Source organism: Dorea sp. YH-dor226, assembly GCF_039832105.1.
Lineage (GTDB): Bacteria > Bacillota > Clostridia > Lachnospirales > Lachnospiraceae > Dorea_A.
Genome location: NZ_JBDOHS010000018.1, coordinates 1 through 17860, shown reverse-complemented (window position 1 = coordinate 17860; position 17860 = coordinate 1). Strand labels below are relative to the sequence as shown.

The 17860-nt window shown below is 43.4% G+C and carries 17 protein-coding genes; 13 read left to right on the top strand and 4 right to left on the bottom strand.

The window, feature by feature from the left end; all coding sequences use genetic code 11:
- Positions 1–11: 11 nt before the first annotated feature.
- From ABE547_RS12670 to ABE547_RS12655, 4 genes are all read left to right on the top strand, one after another.
- Complete coding sequence (locus tag ABE547_RS12670; protein WP_347379126.1) at positions 12–743, top strand: DUF975 family protein; 732 nt, start codon at positions 12–14, stop codon at positions 741–743.
- A 16-nt stretch (positions 744–759) separates the two neighbouring features.
- A complete protein-coding gene (locus ABE547_RS12665) occupies positions 760–1677 on the top strand; it encodes an alpha/beta hydrolase (RefSeq protein WP_347379125.1) in 918 nt (305 codons plus the stop codon).
- Between the two features lie 4 nt (positions 1678–1681).
- Positions 1682–3502 (top strand): DUF6320 domain-containing protein, encoded by a 1821-nt coding sequence (locus tag ABE547_RS12660; protein WP_347379124.1) that lies wholly within the window; start codon positions 1682–1684, stop codon positions 3500–3502.
- 131 nt (positions 3503–3633) lie between these two features.
- Positions 3634–4134, top strand: a complete 501-nt coding sequence (locus ABE547_RS12655) for a CarD family transcriptional regulator (protein WP_347379123.1) — start codon at positions 3634–3636, stop codon at positions 4132–4134.
- 155 nt (positions 4135–4289) lie between these two features.
- Here the strand turns inward: ABE547_RS12655 and ABE547_RS12650 are convergent, their stop codons facing one another.
- The gene (locus ABE547_RS12650) at positions 4290–5342 is read right to left on the bottom strand and encodes an ABC transporter substrate-binding protein (RefSeq protein ID WP_347379122.1); all 1053 of its coding nucleotides are present in this window, start codon (positions 5340–5342) and stop codon (positions 4290–4292) included.
- A 187-nt stretch (positions 5343–5529) separates the two neighbouring features.
- On the opposite strand from ABE547_RS12650, the gene ABE547_RS12645 reads away from it, so the two are divergent.
- Positions 5530–6942, top strand: a complete 1413-nt coding sequence (locus ABE547_RS12645; RefSeq protein WP_347379121.1) for an MATE family efflux transporter — start codon at positions 5530–5532, stop codon at positions 6940–6942.
- Here the strand turns inward: ABE547_RS12645 and ABE547_RS12640 are convergent.
- Positions 6923–7915 carry an asparaginase gene (locus tag ABE547_RS12640; protein WP_235250557.1) on the bottom strand — a complete coding sequence of 331 codons (993 nt, stop codon included), beginning with the start codon at positions 7913–7915 and terminating at the stop codon, positions 6923–6925. The genes ABE547_RS12645 and ABE547_RS12640 overlap by 20 nt on opposite strands.
- Before the next feature lie 86 nt (positions 7916–8001).
- Entirely contained in the window at positions 8002–8244 is a 243-nt protein-coding gene (locus tag ABE547_RS12635) for a hypothetical protein (RefSeq protein WP_347379120.1), read from the bottom strand.
- A 98-nt stretch (positions 8245–8342) separates the two neighbouring features.
- Between ABE547_RS12635 and ABE547_RS12630 the strand changes: the two genes are divergently transcribed.
- Both ABE547_RS12630 and ABE547_RS12625 read left to right on the top strand, forming a co-directional pair.
- On the top strand, positions 8343–9068 hold the full coding sequence (locus ABE547_RS12630) for a phosphatase (protein WP_347379119.1): 726 nt from the start codon (positions 8343–8345) through the stop codon (positions 9066–9068).
- Between the two features lie 64 nt (positions 9069–9132).
- The gene (locus ABE547_RS12625; RefSeq protein ID WP_235250553.1) at positions 9133–9438 is read left to right on the top strand and encodes a YerC/YecD family TrpR-related protein; all 306 of its coding nucleotides are present in this window, start codon (positions 9133–9135) and stop codon (positions 9436–9438) included.
- Positions 9439–9475: 37 nt separating this feature from the next.
- Here the strand turns inward: ABE547_RS12625 and ABE547_RS12620 are convergent, their stop codons facing one another.
- Positions 9476–10102, bottom strand: a complete 627-nt coding sequence (locus ABE547_RS12620) for a DUF1836 domain-containing protein (RefSeq protein ID WP_347379118.1) — start codon at positions 10100–10102, stop codon at positions 9476–9478.
- A 206-nt stretch (positions 10103–10308) separates the two neighbouring features.
- Between ABE547_RS12620 and ABE547_RS12615 the strand changes: the two genes are divergently transcribed.
- From ABE547_RS12615 to ABE547_RS12590, 6 genes are all read left to right on the top strand, one after another.
- A complete protein-coding gene (locus tag ABE547_RS12615; protein WP_347379117.1) occupies positions 10309–10788 on the top strand; it encodes a MarR family transcriptional regulator in 480 nt (159 codons plus the stop codon).
- Positions 10781–12529: an ABC transporter ATP-binding protein gene (locus ABE547_RS12610; protein ID WP_347379116.1), complete on the top strand. Its 1749-nt coding sequence runs from the start codon at positions 10781–10783 to the stop codon at positions 12527–12529. Before ABE547_RS12615 ends, ABE547_RS12610 begins: the two co-directional genes overlap by 8 nt.
- A gap of 2 nt (positions 12530–12531) precedes the next feature.
- Positions 12532–14436, top strand: coding sequence for an ABC transporter ATP-binding protein (locus ABE547_RS12605; RefSeq protein WP_347379115.1), 1905 nt, complete (start codon positions 12532–12534; stop codon positions 14434–14436).
- A gap of 140 nt (positions 14437–14576) precedes the next feature.
- A complete protein-coding gene (locus tag ABE547_RS12600; RefSeq protein ID WP_347379114.1) occupies positions 14577–14966 on the top strand; it encodes a DUF3783 domain-containing protein in 390 nt (129 codons plus the stop codon).
- Positions 14967–14999: 33 nt separating this feature from the next.
- Complete coding sequence (pcrA, locus tag ABE547_RS12595; protein ID WP_347379113.1) at positions 15000–17234, top strand: DNA helicase PcrA; 2235 nt, start codon at positions 15000–15002, stop codon at positions 17232–17234.
- A 114-nt stretch (positions 17235–17348) separates the two neighbouring features.
- A complete protein-coding gene (locus ABE547_RS12590; protein ID WP_347379112.1) occupies positions 17349–17594 on the top strand; it encodes a DUF4366 domain-containing protein in 246 nt (81 codons plus the stop codon).
- Positions 17595–17860: the final 266 nt, after the last annotated feature.

Sequence of the window (17860 nt, the reverse complement as noted above, 5' to 3'; positions counted from 1 at the left end):
GGGAAAAGAATATGTGGACACGAGAACGTTTAAAAATGAATGGTAAGATTGCCTTTAAGAGGAATTATCTGCCGTGTGTGGGAGTTGCTTTTATTATGTCAATCGTAACAACGCTTCTGAATTCAGGAAATGCAGGAGGAAGAGTATCTCAGAATTACAGTTATTACAGTGAAGGAAGTGGAATGACCGGAGAATATCTCTCGTTTCAGGTGCCGTTTTTCGGTCTTCTGACCGGTGGCGTGCTGATTGCGGGAACGATAGTCGGTATCCTGCTTGCCATCTTTGTGGGAACGGTAATCGAAATGGGCGGAAAACGTTTCTTTGTATTAAATAAGAAAGGAACACCATCTGTCGGGGTAGTTCTGGATGGTTTTAAATCCGGAAACTATGGGAATGTAGTGTTAACCATGTTTTTAAGAGAACTGTATACGATACTCTGGTCGCTCCTTCTGATCGTTCCGGGAATCATAAAATATTATGAATATCTGATGGTTCCGTATATTCTGGCTGAGAATCCGGGAATGGATCATAAAGAAGTGTTTGCAATCAGTAAGAGAATGATGAACGGCCAGAAGATGGAGACATTTATACTGTCATTGTCCTTTATCGGCTGGGATCTTCTCAGTGTGATTACATGCGGCATTGCAGGAATATTCTATGTTGCTCCTTATAAGGAGGCAACGTTTGCGGAACTCTATGCATACAGCAAAGCAATGGCATATGAAGAAGGATATATTCGGTAAATGGCAGGAGAGTGATATGGCAATTAATAAATCAATGCGGAAGGTATTGAAGGCGCTTTCTTTTGACGGAATCGAAGTGGAAGCATCCAGACACCTGGCGAATCTCAAGGCCATTGACCCACTGAAGATCTTTCATAAAACGATCGATTACAAGATATACAATGGAGATTATGAGGTGCCGGTACGCCTTTATCTCCCGGATGAAGCCGTGTCCGGAAAGCTTCCGGTACTGTTGTTCTTTCACGGAGGCGGATGGGTTACGGAAAGCATAGATAATTATGAACGTATCTGTGCGAGAATGGCAGCAGCAACCAATCATATAGTGGTGTCTGTTGGTTACAGGCTGGCTCCGGAGCATCCATTTCCAACGGGGCTGAATGATTGCTATGTTGCGGCAAAAGAAATCTACAGGAATCATTTTCTCCTGAATATGGATCCGGATAAGATTACATTGATCGGAGACAGTGCCGGAGGGAATCTGGCGGCGGCGGTATCATTGATGGCAAGGGATAAGGGAGATTTTTTCCCACAGCGTCAGATATTGATCTATCCTGCGCTAAACAACGATTACAGTGAGAATTCTCCGTATGAGTCGGTAAAGAAGTGTGGGAGTGATTATCTTCTTACAGCTGGAAAAATGCGGGATTATCTCAATTTCTATGCTTCGGATGAAGGGGATAAAGAAAATAAATATTTTGCGCCTTTGTTAGAGACAGATTACAGGAACCAGCCGAGAACACTGATTCTGACCGCAGAATATGATCCACTCAGAGACGAAGGGGAGGAATACGGAAGAAGGCTGAAAGAAGCAGGAAATGATGTGGAGATCCATCGGATTCCGGACGCTCTTCACGGATATTTTGCATTGGGAATCCGTTATTATCATGTAAAAGAAAGCTTTCAGATCATCAATCAGTTTTTAGGGGAGGACTAAAACATTGTTTCAACAGAGACGGGCGTACTGGCGAAGCCTGGATAATGCGGCAAAGCTGTTTTCAGCAGCCAGCAGCCCAAAAGATACACGTGTTTTTCGATTTTATTGCGTACTAAAAGAGAAAGTGGATGGAAAAGTCCTTCAGGAGGCGCTGAATCAGACGATTGAGAAGTATCCGGTTTTTTTGTCTGTAATGCGCAAAGGGCTGTTCTGGCATTATCTGGAGAAAAGTGAATTAAGACCGGTCGTACGGGAAGAATATAAGGAGCCGTGCAGCTGTCTGTATGTGCGTGATAAGAAAACCCTGCTTTTTGAAGTGACATATTATGAAAAGCGGATTAATTTTGAAGTGTTTCACGCATTGACGGATGGGACCGGTGCAACAGAGTTTCTGCGGGAACTGGTAAAAAATTATCTGTATCTGATTCATAAAGAGGAGGGGCTGGAAAAGGCAGAACTTACAGATGCGTACCTGACGGTCAAAGATCAGGAAGATGACAGCTTCAGCAGGTATTATAATCCGGATCTCCAGAGACGAAAGAAAAAGAAAAATCATGCATATCAGATAAGAAAGAGAAGGGGAGAGTATGAGCCTCTGCAGGTGAAGGAAAGCCATGTGTCGGTAAAAGAACTTCTTGATGTTTCGCGGGAAAAAGGGGTATCCGTGTCCGTCCTTCTTACGGCAGCGTTTATCAGTGCGATACATGAAGAAATGAGCAGAATTCAGGAAAAAAGGCCGGTCATATTGATGGTTCCGGTCAATCTGAGAAAAATCTTTCCATCAGATTCTATGCTGAATTTTTTCAGTTATATCGAGCCGGGATATCAGTTTGGTACAAAACAGGACTCATTTGAGGATGTATTGAATACGGTCAGAGAATATTTTAAAGAGAATCTGTCAAAAGAGAATATGGCTGGACGTATGAATGAGCTGATTGCCTATGAAAAACATAAGATTCTGAAATGGGCTCCTCTGGAATTGAAAAACCGGTGTATCCGTGCCGGGGCCAAAATGGCAGAAAAAGAAGTGACAGCAGTTCTTTCCAATATGGGTGCGGTGAAGATGCCTGATGCGTATACTCCGTATATTGAACGGTTTGGAGTGTATACCAGTACTAATCGCACGGAACTGTGTGTATGTTCGTTCGGGGATGTTCTGTCGTTTGGCTTTACCTCGCGCTATGACAGTTCTAACATACAGCGTAATTTCTACCGGATTCTGGAAGATCTGGGAATTGCTGTACATATGACTGAACCGGAATTCCCGGAAAAAGTGAGGCCGAATTATGAAGGCCGAAAGTTTTTTCAGATATTTTCTTATTGCTGTATCGCGGCAGTCATCATCAGTATTATGGCAAATGTGATCCTGTCACCCGGAAGATACTGGTCAAGATTTGTGGCAGCGGGAAGTCTCAGTATGTGGATTACGATGGCGGTAGGATATCTGAAGCGTTATAATCTTCTGAAAAATGCAACCTGGCAGCTTTTGATCGTCACGGTTGGCTGTATCCTCTGGGACAGGGCGACCGGATGGAGGGGATGGTCTGTTGATTTTGCAGTCCCGAGTATCTGCATATTAATACAGTTCTCCATGCTCATCATATCCAGAATCTATTCACATTCGCCGAGAGAGTACATGATATATTATGTGATGGCATCGGTATATTCTATATTGGTTCCTTTTGTACTTCTGGCATTTCAGGTCATTACCTTTCGGACGCCAGCCGTTATCTGTGTGGGATGCAGCCTTTTATTTCTGACTGGGTTGATTATATTCAGAAAAAAAGAGTTTCATGAAGAAATGTATAAAAAATTTCATATATAGGTATAAATTTTCCTTACATCAAAAAAATCAGCGTGATATAATGAAATATGTAGGTTGTTAGGTTGTCTGATCTCTGAAAAAAGAGATCGGATTGACTGACTGGGAAAACGAGGAACAGACAGGAGGTAAATATGTTCAAGATAGGTGATTATGTTGCGCATTATAAAGAAGGTGTCTGTGAGGTAATGAATATTGGACCGCTTAATATGAGCTGTTCAGATAAGGGAAAAGAGTATTATACTTTACGACCGTTGTATGATGTGGGAGGAACATTATATACACCGGTAGACAATGTGAGACGGCAGGTTCGGGCAGTGCTGACAGGTGAAGAAGCCCGGAAGCTGATCGATGAAATGCCCGGTATTGATACCTTGTGGGTTGAAAATGAGAAAAAAAGAGAAGAGCTGTACCGGGAGGCGTTGATGAAAAATCAATGCAGAGAGTGGGTCGCAATCATAAAAACATCATACCAGCGAAAGCTAAAGAGACTGTCATCAGGGAAAAAGTCAATTAATATTGATGAAAAATATCTGAGTATGGCAGAACGTTTTCTGTATGGCGAGCTGGCGACAGCTCTGGATATACCGAAAGATGAAGTGAAAAATTATATTATCAGGCAGTTGGATTCATAAAAGGGATTGTTACAAATCTTTTGTTTTCATTCTGTTATATGCAATTTTTACAAGAACGCTTCGACGCTGAGTCGCTTACCTCAGCTTTTCTTGTGAAAATTGCATAATATCAAAATGATACAAAGGTATTTTGCAACAATCCCTTCTTTGGAGAATTATCTGGCTGCTTTTTCTGCATATTCTGTAGTTACAAGATCTTCATAAGGTGCACGTGTGGTAAGCTCTCCGGCCTCTTCCAGGATATCCTGCAGAAGATCAAAACTCTCTTCCCGGAAGATCAGATTCTCTTTCCAGGTATCCTGATCGTAGTATCGGGTAATGATTGTGGTGATCGTGTCAAGATCTGTCTCTTTGAACTGGGGAGCAATGACGGCTCCGATCTCTTCCGGCGTATGTGTCTGGACATAATCCATTCCTTTTTGAATTGCATTGGTGAATCCCTGGATGATGTCAGGATTATTTTCGATATAGCTTTTTTTGGCAGAAAACGCGGTATATGGAACATAACCGCTGTCAGTTCCAAGAGAGGCAACGACATAGCCTTTTCCTTCTTTTTCCAGGTTGGTTGCACCAGGCTCAAATTCAACGGTAAAATCTGCTTTTCCTTCAGAAAATGCAGCGGCAGTTGAGCCAAAATCAATACTCTGGTCAATCTCAAGATCTGTGGAAGGATCAATATCATTCTGTTTTAAGATATATTCAAATACCATTTCAGGCATCCCGCCTTTCCGCCCTCCCAGTACATATTTTCCTTTCAGGTCTTCCCATGTAAAATCAGGCATTTCTTCTCTTGCGACCAGGAAGTTTCCGGCGCGCTGTGTCAACTGTGCAAAGTTGACGACATAGTCGCGGGCACCTTCGTTGTAGGTATAGATGGACGCTTCGGAGCCCATGAAGCCAATATCTGCGCTTCCGGAAAGTACAGCAGTCATTGTCTTATCTGCACCAAAGCCGGTCACGAGTGTTAATTCGATTCCTTCTTCTTCAAAGTACCCTTCTTCAATCGCTACATACATCGGGGCATAAAAGATGGAGTGTGCTACTTCGTTTAAAGTCACCTCTTTTAATTCCTGTGAGAAATCAGAGGCAGTCTTTTTTTCCGAACCGGATCCGGAAGTTTCTTTTGCTGTATCGGTGGAAGTGCAGGCAGTGAGTATTCCCAGCAGCAGAGCGGTCGTCAGAAGTATGGACAGCATTTTCTTTTTCATAAGGTCCTCCTTGATATGTTTCTGTACAGACCAGAGTGACAGCTTTGATCTGTATTACACTTAACGGTATATTATATTCCCGGAAAGAAATATGGTGAAAAAGATACGAGGAATATGATGAAAAAGAAATAAGACCTATGTTACAATGGAAAAAGAAGATGTCTATAGATTGGGGGATGTGTGTGGTATGTTGGGGAATACTGCTGCAAAAAAAGAAGAACAAAAAAATATAAATGTGAATAATCCGATCACGGAAGGAATCATCTGGAAGCAATTGCTGATCTTTTTCTTTCCGATCGTTGTGGGAACTTTGTTTCAGCAGCTGTATAATACGGCGGATGCAATCATTGTCGGAAGATTCATCGGGAAGGAGGCGCTGGCAAGTGTCGGTGGTTCATCGGCTGTTCTTACATATCAGGTAGTGATGATCTTTTCGGGTCTTGCTTCCGGTGCAACGGTTGTAATTTCGCAGTTTTTTGGCTCGAATAATACAGAAAAACTTCACAGGGCACTGCATACAGCATATGCATTTTCGATAATTGTAAGTCTTGTTCTTGCATTTCTTGGATGGTTTGCGACTCCATGGCTTCTGACTGTGATGAAGACACCGTCAGAGATCATGAATGATTCGATCCTGTATCTTCGAATCTATTTTCTGGGGATCATATTTACATTGATCTATAATATGGGGTCTGGAATTATGCGGGCAATCGGAGATTCGAAAAAACCACTTTATTATCTGATCGTCTGTTGTGTGCTCAACATTCTGCTGGATATTCTTCTTGTGGTTGTGCTTCATATGGGAATTGCGGGAGCAGCGCTTGCAACAGTTCTGTCGCAGAGTGTCAGTGCCTGTCTGGTGACTCGTTCTCTGATGAGAGATTATGATGCGCTTCGGCTGGAACTTCGCGCAATACGTCTGGACGGCCCGACCCTTGGGTCGGAGCTTCGCATCGGGCTCCCCGGAGGAATGCTTTCCTGTATGTATGGACTGACGAATATTATCATTCAGACCGCGGTGAATGAACTGGGAACGGATACGACTGCTGCCTGGGCGGCATTTGGAAAGATGGATCTGATCTTCTGGGCGGTAAGCGGTGCGTTTGGAATTGCGGTCACCACATTTTCCGGACAGAATTATGGAGCGGGAAAGCTTCAGAGAGTCTATAAGAGTGTACGTGTATCATTGGGAATGAGCCTGGGAATATGCGGAGGGATCCTGCTGATTCTGATTATATTTGCAAGACCTCTTTTTGTGATGTTTACTTCGGATGAAAATGTAATCAACATCGGCGTATACATTCTGATTCGCATTACACCAAGTTATATTATCTATGTATTTGTAGAGATATTTACCGGTGCACTTCGAGGAATCGGAGATGTCATGGTACCGATGCTGATTACTACAGGCGGAGTGATTGGTGTCCGTCTGCCGTGGATTCTTATTATGACGCCGATCCATAAGGATATCTCAACGATCATCATCAGTTATCCACTGGCATGGGCGGCTACCGCGCTGTTTTTGATCCCGTACTATTTTTATAAAAAGAAAAAGCTGAACAGGCAGTGGAACAGGGAGACTATACCCGGTCGTGATTGATCTCTTTGTAGAAAAGCTGTTCGATAATATCCTGCTGATCGGTCTGTCCAAGTACCCACATGAGCTTTGCAACGATGGATTCGGTTGTCATATCGCCTGCCTGCAGGATGCCGGGATGGTCGCTGTATTTTTTGCCGACCTGATAGACTGCAAGGTCGCATCCTTCTTCCGGAACCTGGGTAGTGACGGCAATGGTCTTTCCGGAATCTACCCAGGAAAAGATTGCTTTCTCGAATGAATCATCGTATTCCGGTATGCCGCCGATTCCAAAAGTTTCCAGAATGATTGCATCATAGTGACTGCTCAGCAGTTCAAAAATATCAGCCTTGACTTCAGGCGTCAGCTTCAATACAAAGACACGGTCATTGAGCTGACTGTAGGTCTTAAGATCTTCCGGAGCCGGAAGAGTCTCTGAGTAATATCGGATAATCCGGTTGTCACGGATGACCGCAAGTTCCGGAAAATTCATGCTTTCAAATGCATCAAAACTGTGGGTGCGCTGCTTGCGGCCGCGGGTTCCTGCCACAGCTTTTCCGTTGAATACAATGCAGACATTACAGGATGCATCGTCTGACGCATAGAGAATGCTCTGGTACAGATTGATCTTGGCGTCCGTATAGGGATTGGCCATCGGCTTTTGAGAACCTGTCAGTACGATGGGTTTTATACTGTCCTGAATCAGATAGGAGAGTGCGGCAGCTGTATATGCCATGGTATCTGTACCATGGAGAATGACAAATCCATCATATGCGTCATAGTGCTCCATAATACAGTCACGGATCTGAAGCCATTGCCTTGGCCGCATATTGGTACTGTCGATGTTCATCAGCTGGAGAACTTCCAGACTGCACAGATTCCTGATTCCCGGTACGCTGGCAGCCAGTTCTTCCCCGGTTACAACCGGTGTCAGCCCAAGAGAACCTTCTTTGGAGGCGATGGTGCCTCCGGTCGCTATCATTAGTATTTTTTTCATGGATTCCACCTCTCATACATATCAATAATTATAATCCATATTTAGAGTATCCATGATAAGGGTGGATGTCAAGAAAAATATCGTGATTACCGGTGTTTGTGCGAAAGGTCTGAAGGATCTGCCTTCTGGCTGTATTTGTTTCCCGGATGGACGGTGGAAACGTGTCCGCGCGGTGGCAGAAAATGATACAGATCTTCATAGGATTCGAGTTCTGCATCAGAGACCGGGTTTGCAGGGATCAGTCCGGTACAGTCTTGGGAAGAAGCTGCGTTGGAAAGATAATCAAAGTCTTCAATGATGTCGGAATTCTTTTTTTTCAATCTTATCACCTCCGTTCAGGAATAAAATGTGTAGAAAAAGCAGAATTTATACTGTATAATGTTTCCGTGGGTTTAGAACTGAGCAGGAATAGGAAGAAGGACAGAATATGAACATCGAGATTGACACACATACACATACACTTGTCAGCGGTCATGCATACAGTACGATCTGTGAGATGGCGCGGACAGCGGCTGAGAAAGGACTGAAAGGGCTGGCGATCACAGAGCATGCGCCTGGTATGCCGGGAAGCTGCCATCTGTATTATTTTCAGAATCTGCATATCGTGCCGAGACAGCGGTACGGAGTAGAACTTCTGATGGGAGCAGAGCTGAATATTCTGAACGAAGAGGGAGAGGTGGATCTTCCGGCAAGGCTTTCAGGAGAGCTGGATCTAATCATTGCCAGCATTCATCTGCCCTGTTATAGCGGGGAAAAGACAAAAGAAAAGATTACGAAGGCTTATCTGAATGCAATGGAGGCTGATTATATTGACATCATTGGCCATCCGGATGACGGCAGACTTCCCGTGGATATGAAACTGCTTGTGAAAAAGGCAAAAGAAACAGGTACACTTCTGGAAGTGAATAATTCTTCGCTTCGCCCGGATGGATTTCGAAAAAACACATGGGAAAACTGTCAGGAAATGCTTCGGGAATGTAAGGCGCAGGGAGCAATGATCGTTCTCGGAAGTGATGCACATGTAGATGTGGATGTTGCCGGTTATGAGTATTGTTACAAAGCCCTGGAAGAATGTGAGTTTCCGGAAGAACTGGTTGCCAATGTAACCATGGAAAGATTAAAGGCCTCGGTAAAACATGGCAAAAAACTATAGACTTTGCAAATTTACTGTGTTAAAATGTAACAGTAATGATTTTGTTACAAAAGGAGATAGTGGTATGAGTAAAAAAATCAGGACTGAGGCAGTAGATTATCTTTTTAGTGCCATACTTAGTCTGGAAAATAAAGAAGAATGTTATACATTTTTTGAGGATATCTGTACAATTAATGAGTTGCTCTCATTATCACAGAGATTCGAAGTAGCAAAGATGTTAAGAGAGCATAAGACTTATCTTGAAATTGCAGAGAAGACCGGTGCTTCGACAGCAACCATCAGCAGGGTAAATCGTTCTCTGAATTATGGAAATGACGGATATGACATGGTATTCGCACGAATCAACAAGAACAGTGAAGATGAACAATAGAATATGTATATAAATAAAAAAGAAATAAGGCATCGCCTTATTTCTTTTTCTTTGTGCCGTTATTATCCGTATCAGAGGATGCAAGCTGACTGTCCAGCAGCTTTTCCACGATCTGTTTTTTTACATAGATATCAAAACTCAGATTGCAGATAAATGCAAAGAGCTGAAGTTCATCACGTTCTTCCTCCGGAGCATCTTCAAAACATTTGTGCGCAGAATTGTAGGAACGGATAATTTCTTTTTGAAATTCAGGAATTCTGGATTTCTCAAGTTCACACACCTCTTCATAGATAGATGTGATAGAAAAATCCTTTTCGTTATCAAAATACTTTTTAGTAATAGGATCCAGCATGGTTTCGATATCTTTTATAGAAAGAAAATTCTTAAAATAATAGATAAATATCATGACCAGAACATGTTCTTTCGAATACTTTTTCTTTACCGGAGGCGGAAGAAGATTATTTTTTGCATAATTGTTGATCATGGTCTTGGTCAGAATCTTATCTTCCTCATAACGTTTGGTAGAACTGAGCTCTTTTTCCATAAAAGTAGTTACCTGATCCATATAAAGTTCTATATTTGGAATATCATTCGGTTTCACATATTCAATTCGGGAGATGCTGGATAATATGCTGTTCAGTAAGTCTTTTGTATCAATTGTCATAGAATCACCTCAATGATACTATTATATAGTTTTTAAAACTATATGACAAGTGATTTTTTTCTTGGATCTGTAATTGAGAGAACGTTTTTATCATATGTTACTTGACAGACAATAATATCATGATAGAATATGTTTGGAAGCTAACAATTCGATTACTAACAATTTGAGAAGAGTAATAGATGAAAGATGAGAAAAGAGGATGAGATATGAAACTGGAAGATAAAAGAATCGGACCGGATATTCACAGATTAGACCGTAAGCTTTCCAGAAATCTGACGATGCGTGTAAAGGAGGCAGGACTGGATGAGGTTACAATGATGCATGGATGGATCATACGATATCTATATCACAACAGAGAGAAAGATGTATATCAGAAGGATATAGAGAAGATGTTCTCTGTGAGAAGATCTACGGTGACTAATCTGATTCAGCTGATGGAGAAAAAGGGATATGTAAGGCGTGAGTCAGTCGCAGCGGATGCAAGACTGAAAAAGGTGCTTCTGACTGAAAAAGGTATCGAAAGCCATGAAACCATCGAAAAAATGATTGATCATATTGAAGAGGAACTGACTGATGGGATATCTGAGGAGGAGCTTCGGGTATTTTATGAGGTGATCCGTAAAATTACAGATAATGTTGAGAAATATACAGGGAAAGGCGAAGGGAAGGAGGAACCTGATGATTAGAGCGATTTTAAATGAAGTGAAAGAGTATAAAAGGGCATCTGTAGTAACACCGATGTTTATGATTCTGGAAGTAATTATGGAGATGATTATTCCCTATCTTATGGCGTCTATCATTGACGATGGAGTAAATGCAGGAGATCTTGGTCATATTTACAGGATCGGCGGGATTATGATCGTAGCTGCCACAGTTGGATTATTTGCAGGAGCGATGGGAGGAAAGTTCGGTGCAAAAGCATCGGCAGGTCTGGCAAAAAATCTAAGAGAGGCAATGTTTAATCACATCCAGACCTTTTCATTTTCGAATATTGATAAATTCAGTACAGCAGGTCTGGTCACACGTCTGACGACAGATGTAACGAATGTCCAGAATGCATATCAGATGATCCTGCGTATGTTTACCAGAGCGCCGGCAAGTCTGATCTGTGCCATGTTCATGGCATTTACGATCAACAGAAGGCTGGCGATGATCTATCTGATTGCAGTCATCGTACTGGGAACCATCTTATTTACGATTATGTGGAATGCATCCAGGTATTTTCAGCAGGCATTTCCAAAATATGATGATCTGAACGCGTCGGTACAGGAAAATGTGTCAGCCATTCGTGTGGTAAAGGCCTATGTCAGGGAAGAACAGGAGACTACGAAGTTTCAGAAGGCCAGTGAGAATATCTATCGCATCTTTGTGAAGGCAGAGACGAATCTCGTATACAATGCACCACTGATGCAGTTTACCGTGTACAGCTGTATCCTTCTGATCAGCTGGATCGGAGCGAAGATGATCACAGCTTCTACACTGACGACCGGAGAATTAATGAGTCTGCTTACATATTGTATGAATATTCTGATGAGTCTGATGATGATGTCCATGGTATTTGTCATGATCACCATGAGTATTGCAAGCGTACGTCGAATCTCAGAGGTGTTGAATGAGACTTGCGATCTTACCAATCCGGAACATCCGGTTATGGAAGTTGCTGATGGCAGTATTGAATTCAGGGATGTGGATTTTGCATATCAAAAAGACAGTGAAGAGCCGGTGCTGAAGAATGTTAATCTGTCAATTTCTTCCGGTGAGACGATCGGAATTATCGGTGGAACCGGAAGTGCCAAGACAAGTCTGGTGAATCTGATCAGCAGGTTATATGATGTGACAAAAGGAGCGGTCCTGGTGGGAGGAAAAGATGTCAGAGAATATGATATGGAAGCACTTCGCAATCAGGTGTCCGTTGTCCTGCAGAACAATGTACTGTTCTCAGGAAGTATTCTCGATAATCTTCGCTGGGGTGATAAGGATGCAACGGATGAAGAGTGTATGAGAGCCTGCAGGCTGGCCTGTGCAGATGAATTTATCCGGAGGTTCCCGGATGGATATGATACACATATCGAGCAGGGAGGAACCAATGTCTCCGGAGGACAGAAGCAGAGACTCTGTATTGCGAGAGCACTTTTGAAAAAACCGAAGATCCTGATCCTGGATGACAGTACCAGTGCAGTCGATACGGCGACGGATGCAAAGATTCGAAAAGCATTCAGGGAAGAGATCCCGGATACGACCAAGCTGATCATTGCGCAGAGAATCTCCAGTGTTCAGTATGCAGACCGCATTATTGTAATGGAAGAAGGCAGAATCAATGGATTCGGAACACATGAGGAGTTACTGGAACACAATGAGATCTACCGTGAGGTCTATGAATCACAGACCAGGGGCGGTGGAGATTTTGATGAGAAGGAAGGTGAGTAATTATGGCAGGACCGATGAATCGTACACCCCGAGGTGTGAAATCGCAGGTGAAAAATCCTGGGAAATTGTTTGTACGTTTGATGAAGTATGTACTTCAGTATTATAAATTCCGGTGTATATCTGTTGTGCTCCTGATTATTCTCAGTGTTATAGCCAATGTACAGGGAACCATGTTTACCAAAAATCTGATCGATGAATATATTACTCCATTTCTTCTTACGGATCATCCGGATTTTTCGCCGCTTGCCCATGCAATTGTAAAAGTGGCAGCGTTCTATGCAATCGGTGTGCTTGCAACCTATTCATATAATCGGATTATGGTAAATGTGACACAGGGAACGCTCCGGAATCTGCGAAATGAATTATTCGCCCATATGGAAAAGCTTCCGATCCGCTACTTTGATACACATGCGCATGGTGATATCATGTCTGTCTATACGAATGATATTGATACGATCCGGCAGATGATCAGTCAGAGTATCCCGCAGCTGATCAGCAGTGTGATTACAATTGTGAGTGTGTTTGTCAGTATGTTAATCCTGAATATTCCACTGACCATAGTTACGCTATGTATGGTGGGTATCATGGTGTTCTGTTCGAAAAAAGCGGCGGGATTAAGCGGAAAATATTTCCTGCAGCAGCAGAAGAATCTGGGAGCTGTGAATGGATACATTGAAGAAATGATGAATGGGCAGAAGGTAGTTAAAGTATTCTGCCATGAAGAAGAGAATAAAAAGGCTTTTGAAGAACTGAATGATCAGTTGTATATCAGTGCGGACAGAGCGAATACTTATGCCAATATTCTGGGGCCGATCAATGCACAGATCGGAAATATCAGCTATGTTGTGTGTGCGATTGTCGGAGGGGCACTTGCGCTGAATCATATCGGAGGTTTTACACTCGGCGGACTTGCAAGCTTTCTGACCTTTAATAAGAGCTTCAGCATGCCGATCAATCAGGTCAGCATGCAGCTGAACTCGATCGTCATGGCTATGGCCGGTGCGGACAGAATCTTCCGCCTGATGGATGAAGAAGTGGAAGAGGATCAGGGGTATGTGACTCTGGTCAATGCAAAAGAAGTGAACGGGCAACTGACAGAGTGTCCTGAAAGAACCGGAAGGTGGGCGTGGAAACACAGACATCAGGCAGATGGAAGCGTAGATTATGTGGAAGTGAAGGGGGATGTAGTCTTTAACGGGGTTGACTTTGGATACGATCCGGATAAGATCGTACTGCATGATGTAAAACTGTATGCAGAGCCGGGACAGAAGATTGCTTTTGTTGGTTCCACCGGAGCCGGAAAGACGACGATTACCAATCTGATCAATCGGTTTTATGATATTCAGGATGGAAAGATCCGTTATGACGGAATCAATATCAATAAGATCAAGAAGGGAGATCTGAGACGATCTCTTGGAATTGTACTGCAGGATACACATCTGTTCACCGGAACCGTGAAGGAGAATATCCGGTTCGGCAAGCTGGATGCCACCGATGAAGAGGTGGAGGCAGCAGCAAAACTGGCTAATGCGGACGGATTTATCCGGAGGCTCCCTAATGGATATGATACGATGCTGACAGGAGACGGGGCTAACTTAAGTCAGGGACAGAGACAGCTCCTGGCAATTGCGCGTGCGGCAATTGCAGATCCTCCGGTACTGATTCTGGATGAAGCGACAAGTTCTATTGACACCAGAACCGAACGTATCGTGCAGGAAGGTATGGATAAGCTGATGCACGGAAGAACCACATTCGTTATTGCGCACCGCCTGTCAACTGTACGAAATTCTGACTGTATCATGGTTTTGGAGCAGGGAAGAATCATTGAACGGGGAACACATGAACAACTGATCGAGGAGAAGGGAAGATACTACCATCTGTATACAGGAAATGCGATTAGCGCATGAAAAAAGCGGGACTGTTGTAATACATAGATATTGCAACAGTCCTGCTTTTTTCACTGCAGGAACCGAAAATCTATATTGCGCGACAGGTGAAAAGCAACTATAATGGAAACAGACATTCGAAAAAAAAGGGGATATCTGAGATGAAATCGACAGTATTATGTTATAACCTGAAGGGCACCAAAAAAGGGAAAAAGGTCACTATGATCTTTGGATATCTGGGATATAGAGTCCGCCATGTGGAAAAGAAGGAGTACCTGAAGCCGATTGGAATATTGGTTGGAATGGATGAAGAAAAAGAAGTGTCTGCTGATTATGAAGGCGCTGGATTTGATACGGAGATGCTCGTCATGAATGCGGCAACGGAGGAAATGCTGGATAAAGCATTGTTCCTGATGCGAAAAGAGGGAGTGAAGGTGGATCTGAAAGCCATGGTCACACCGAACAACAGAAGCTGGACATCTCTGGAGCTGCAGGAAGAGATTGCAAAGGAACACCGTTATATGACAGAAAAGAACAGGGAACAGGAATAGAAAAGGTATAGATACAGAAAGGAAACAAAAAGATTGAGCATATATGACACATTAAATGAACAGCAGAAAGAGGCGGTGCTTCATACGGAAGGACCGCTTCTGATACTTGCGGGAGCGGGATCAGGAAAAACCCGTGTACTGACACACCGTATCGCGTATCTGATCGAAGAAAGAGGCATCAATCCGTGGAACATTCTTGCAATAACATTTACCAACAAGGCTGCCGGAGAGATGAGGGAACGAGTGGACCGTCTGGTAGGATATGGTTCTGAAAGTATCTGGGTCAGTACATTTCACTCCATGTGTGTGAGGATTCTGAGAAGACATATCGGCCTTCTTGGGTACGATACGAATTTTACGATCTATGATACAGACGATCAGAAGATATTGATGAAAGATGTATGTAAGCTTCTTCAGGTAGATACGAAGATCTATAAAGAACGGGCTCTGATGGCGGCCATTTCTCATGCCAAAGAAGAGCTGATTACGTCGGAGGAGTTTCGCCTGCAGGCGGAAGGGGATTACAGCAGGCGAAAGATCGCAGAAGTGTATGAAGAATACGAAAAACAGCTGAAGGCCAATAATGCTCTGGACTTTGATGATCTTCTGGTGAAAACGGTTCAGTTATTCCAGACACAGAAGGATGTTCTGGAGTATTATCAGGAACGCTTTCGATATATCATGGTAGATGAGTATCAGGATACTAATACGGTACAGTTCCGCCTGATTCAGCTGCTGGCTTCCAGATACCGGAACCTGTGTGTGGTTGGTGATGATGACCAGTCGATCTATAAATTCCGGGGAGCCAATATCAAAAATATTCTCAATTTTGAGCAGGAATTTGAAGATGCAAAGGTGATCAAACTGGAACAGAACTACCGATCCACCGGCAATATTTTGAACGCTGCCAATGCAGTGATCCGTAATAACCGGGGGAGAAAAGATAAGACACTCTGGACCGATAACGGGGAAGGGGATAAGATACAGTTTCGTCAGTTTGACACGGCGTATGATGAGGCGGAGTACATAGCGGAGGATATCCGGGATCATGTGGATCAGGGAGACGGATCTTATCATGACCATGCTATTTTGTATCGCACCAATGCGCAGTCCCGTATGTTTGAAGAAAAGTTTGTGACGGCCAACATTCCATATAAGATTGTAGGAGGAATCAACTTCTATGCCAGACGGGAGATCAAGGATCTGCTGTCCTATCTGAAAACGGTGGATAACGGCAAGGATGATCTGGCTGTCCGGAGAATTATCAATGTTCCGAAGCGTGGAATCGGACTGACCAGTATCAACCGGGTGCAGGAATATGCAGCTTCCAGGGAACTGGGATTTTATGAAGCTCTGCAAGGGGCAGATCTGATTCCGAATATCGGAAGAGGTGTCTCAAAACTTGAGTCGTTTGTGGCTTTGATCGAGCATTTTAAGGCAGATGCAAAGGATCTTAGTATCTCGGATCTGATGCAGGAGATCATCGAAGAGACCGGATATGTAGAGTCTCTGCTGGGAGAAGGAGACCCGGAAGAATCACAGAGCCGGATTGAGAACATCGATGAGCTTCGAAGTAAGATCGCGGCCTATGAGGAGATGTGTGAGGATCAGAATGAACCGGCAACCTTAAGCGGTTTCCTGGAGGAAGTGGCGCTTGTGGCTGACATTGACAGTCTGGATGAAGATTCGGATTATGTGGTGCTGATGACGCTTCACAGTGCAAAGGGACTCGAATTTCCGCATGTGTATCTGGCGGGTATGGAAGACGGACTGTTTCCGAGTTATATGACGATCACGGCAGATGATCCGGAAGAACTGGAAGAAGAGCGGCGCTTATGTTATGTGGGAATCACAAGAGCTGAAAAAGAACTGACAATGACCTGCGCAAGGCGGAGAATGGTGCGCGGAGAGACACAGTATAACAAGATGTCCCGCTTCTTAAAAGAAGTTCCGATGGAACTTCTGTCAACAGGTGCTGTATTTCAGAAAGAAAAAGAGGAAGAAGTGAAAAAGGCAGCTTATGTGCAGGCAAGAGAAGCTTTCCGTGCAAAAGCATTTACAGCAGTGAAGCCGACACAGAGTTTTGGAACACCGAAGGGAGGAAAACTGGACTACGGCGTGGGAGACCGTGTGCGCCATATCAAGTTTGGGGAAGGAACGGTCCTGGCAGTTGTGGAAGGCGGCAGAGATTATGAGGTGACGGTTGACTTTGACGGCCCCGGAACCAAGAAGATGTTTGCAGCATTTGCCAGACTGCAGAAGATATAAAAGTGGAATAAAAGGATAGTTTTTTTGATTAAAATTGTAGTAATCCGACCGGGTTGATGGTATAATAAGACCAATAATTGAATTGCCGGAGAGCATTAGAAAGGATGTGGAAGCATGAGTAAGGTAGAGGATATTATTGCAGCATCAAAGCTGAGTGAATTAATGAGCAAAAGAGAGGAAGAGGATAAGCACGGAAAGACCGTTCTCTGGATTCTCGCTATTGTAGGTGCGATTGCAGCAGTTGCAGGTATTGCTTATGCCGTATATTGTTTCTTTACACCGGATTATCTGGAAGACTTCGAAGATGATTTTGATGATGATTTCGACGACGATTTCTTCAGCGAGGATGACCAGGCTTAATTCGTAAAGAAAAGAATTGAATATGCATGAATAAAAGCAGGTTGGAACCGTATCTGGTATGGGATGGTCATCTGACCTGCTTTTGTCTTGAATTGCCATATATCCGAAAGAATGTGAACGGCAGAGATCGATAATCAGAAGGGAATTAGGTAATTGTTAAATGATTTTTTTCTATGATGTGGATAACTCTCCTCATATAAGGAGAGAAAAAACGGTCATTATTCAGAATGGTTTCTGAATTGACATAAATCATCAGATATGGGGCG

What these genes read in the sequence shown, in the direction of transcription:
- ABE547_RS12670 (WP_347379126.1), top strand. Translation starts at nt 12, where the DNA reads ATGTGGACACGAGAACGTTTAAAAATGAATGGTAAGATTGCCTTTAAG.
- ABE547_RS12605 (WP_347379115.1), top strand. Translation starts at nt 12,532, where the DNA reads ATGGCAGGACCGATGAATCGTACACCCCGAGGTGTGAAATCGCAGGTG.
- ABE547_RS12620 (WP_347379118.1), bottom strand. Translation starts at nt 10,102, where the DNA reads ATGACAATTGATACAAAAGACTTACTGAACAGCATATTATCCAGCATC.
- ABE547_RS12655 (WP_347379123.1), top strand. Translation starts at nt 3,634, where the DNA reads ATGTTCAAGATAGGTGATTATGTTGCGCATTATAAAGAAGGTGTCTGT.
- ABE547_RS12600 (WP_347379114.1), top strand. Translation starts at nt 14,577, where the DNA reads ATGAAATCGACAGTATTATGTTATAACCTGAAGGGCACCAAAAAAGGG.
- ABE547_RS12645 (WP_347379121.1), top strand. Translation starts at nt 5,530, where the DNA reads ATGTTGGGGAATACTGCTGCAAAAAAAGAAGAACAAAAAAATATAAAT.
- ABE547_RS12625 (WP_235250553.1), top strand. Translation starts at nt 9,133, where the DNA reads ATGAGTAAAAAAATCAGGACTGAGGCAGTAGATTATCTTTTTAGTGCC.
- ABE547_RS12610 (WP_347379116.1), top strand. Translation starts at nt 10,781, where the DNA reads ATGATTAGAGCGATTTTAAATGAAGTGAAAGAGTATAAAAGGGCATCT.
- ABE547_RS12650 (WP_347379122.1), bottom strand. Translation starts at nt 5,342, where the DNA reads ATGAAAAAGAAAATGCTGTCCATACTTCTGACGACCGCTCTGCTGCTG.
- ABE547_RS12590 (WP_347379112.1), top strand. Translation starts at nt 17,349, where the DNA reads ATGAGTAAGGTAGAGGATATTATTGCAGCATCAAAGCTGAGTGAATTA.
- ABE547_RS12665 (WP_347379125.1), top strand. Translation starts at nt 760, where the DNA reads ATGGCAATTAATAAATCAATGCGGAAGGTATTGAAGGCGCTTTCTTTT.
- ABE547_RS12615 (WP_347379117.1), top strand. Translation starts at nt 10,309, where the DNA reads ATGAAACTGGAAGATAAAAGAATCGGACCGGATATTCACAGATTAGAC.
- ABE547_RS12630 (WP_347379119.1), top strand. Translation starts at nt 8,343, where the DNA reads ATGAACATCGAGATTGACACACATACACATACACTTGTCAGCGGTCAT.
- ABE547_RS12640 (WP_235250557.1), bottom strand. Translation starts at nt 7,915, where the DNA reads ATGAAAAAAATACTAATGATAGCGACCGGAGGCACCATCGCCTCCAAA.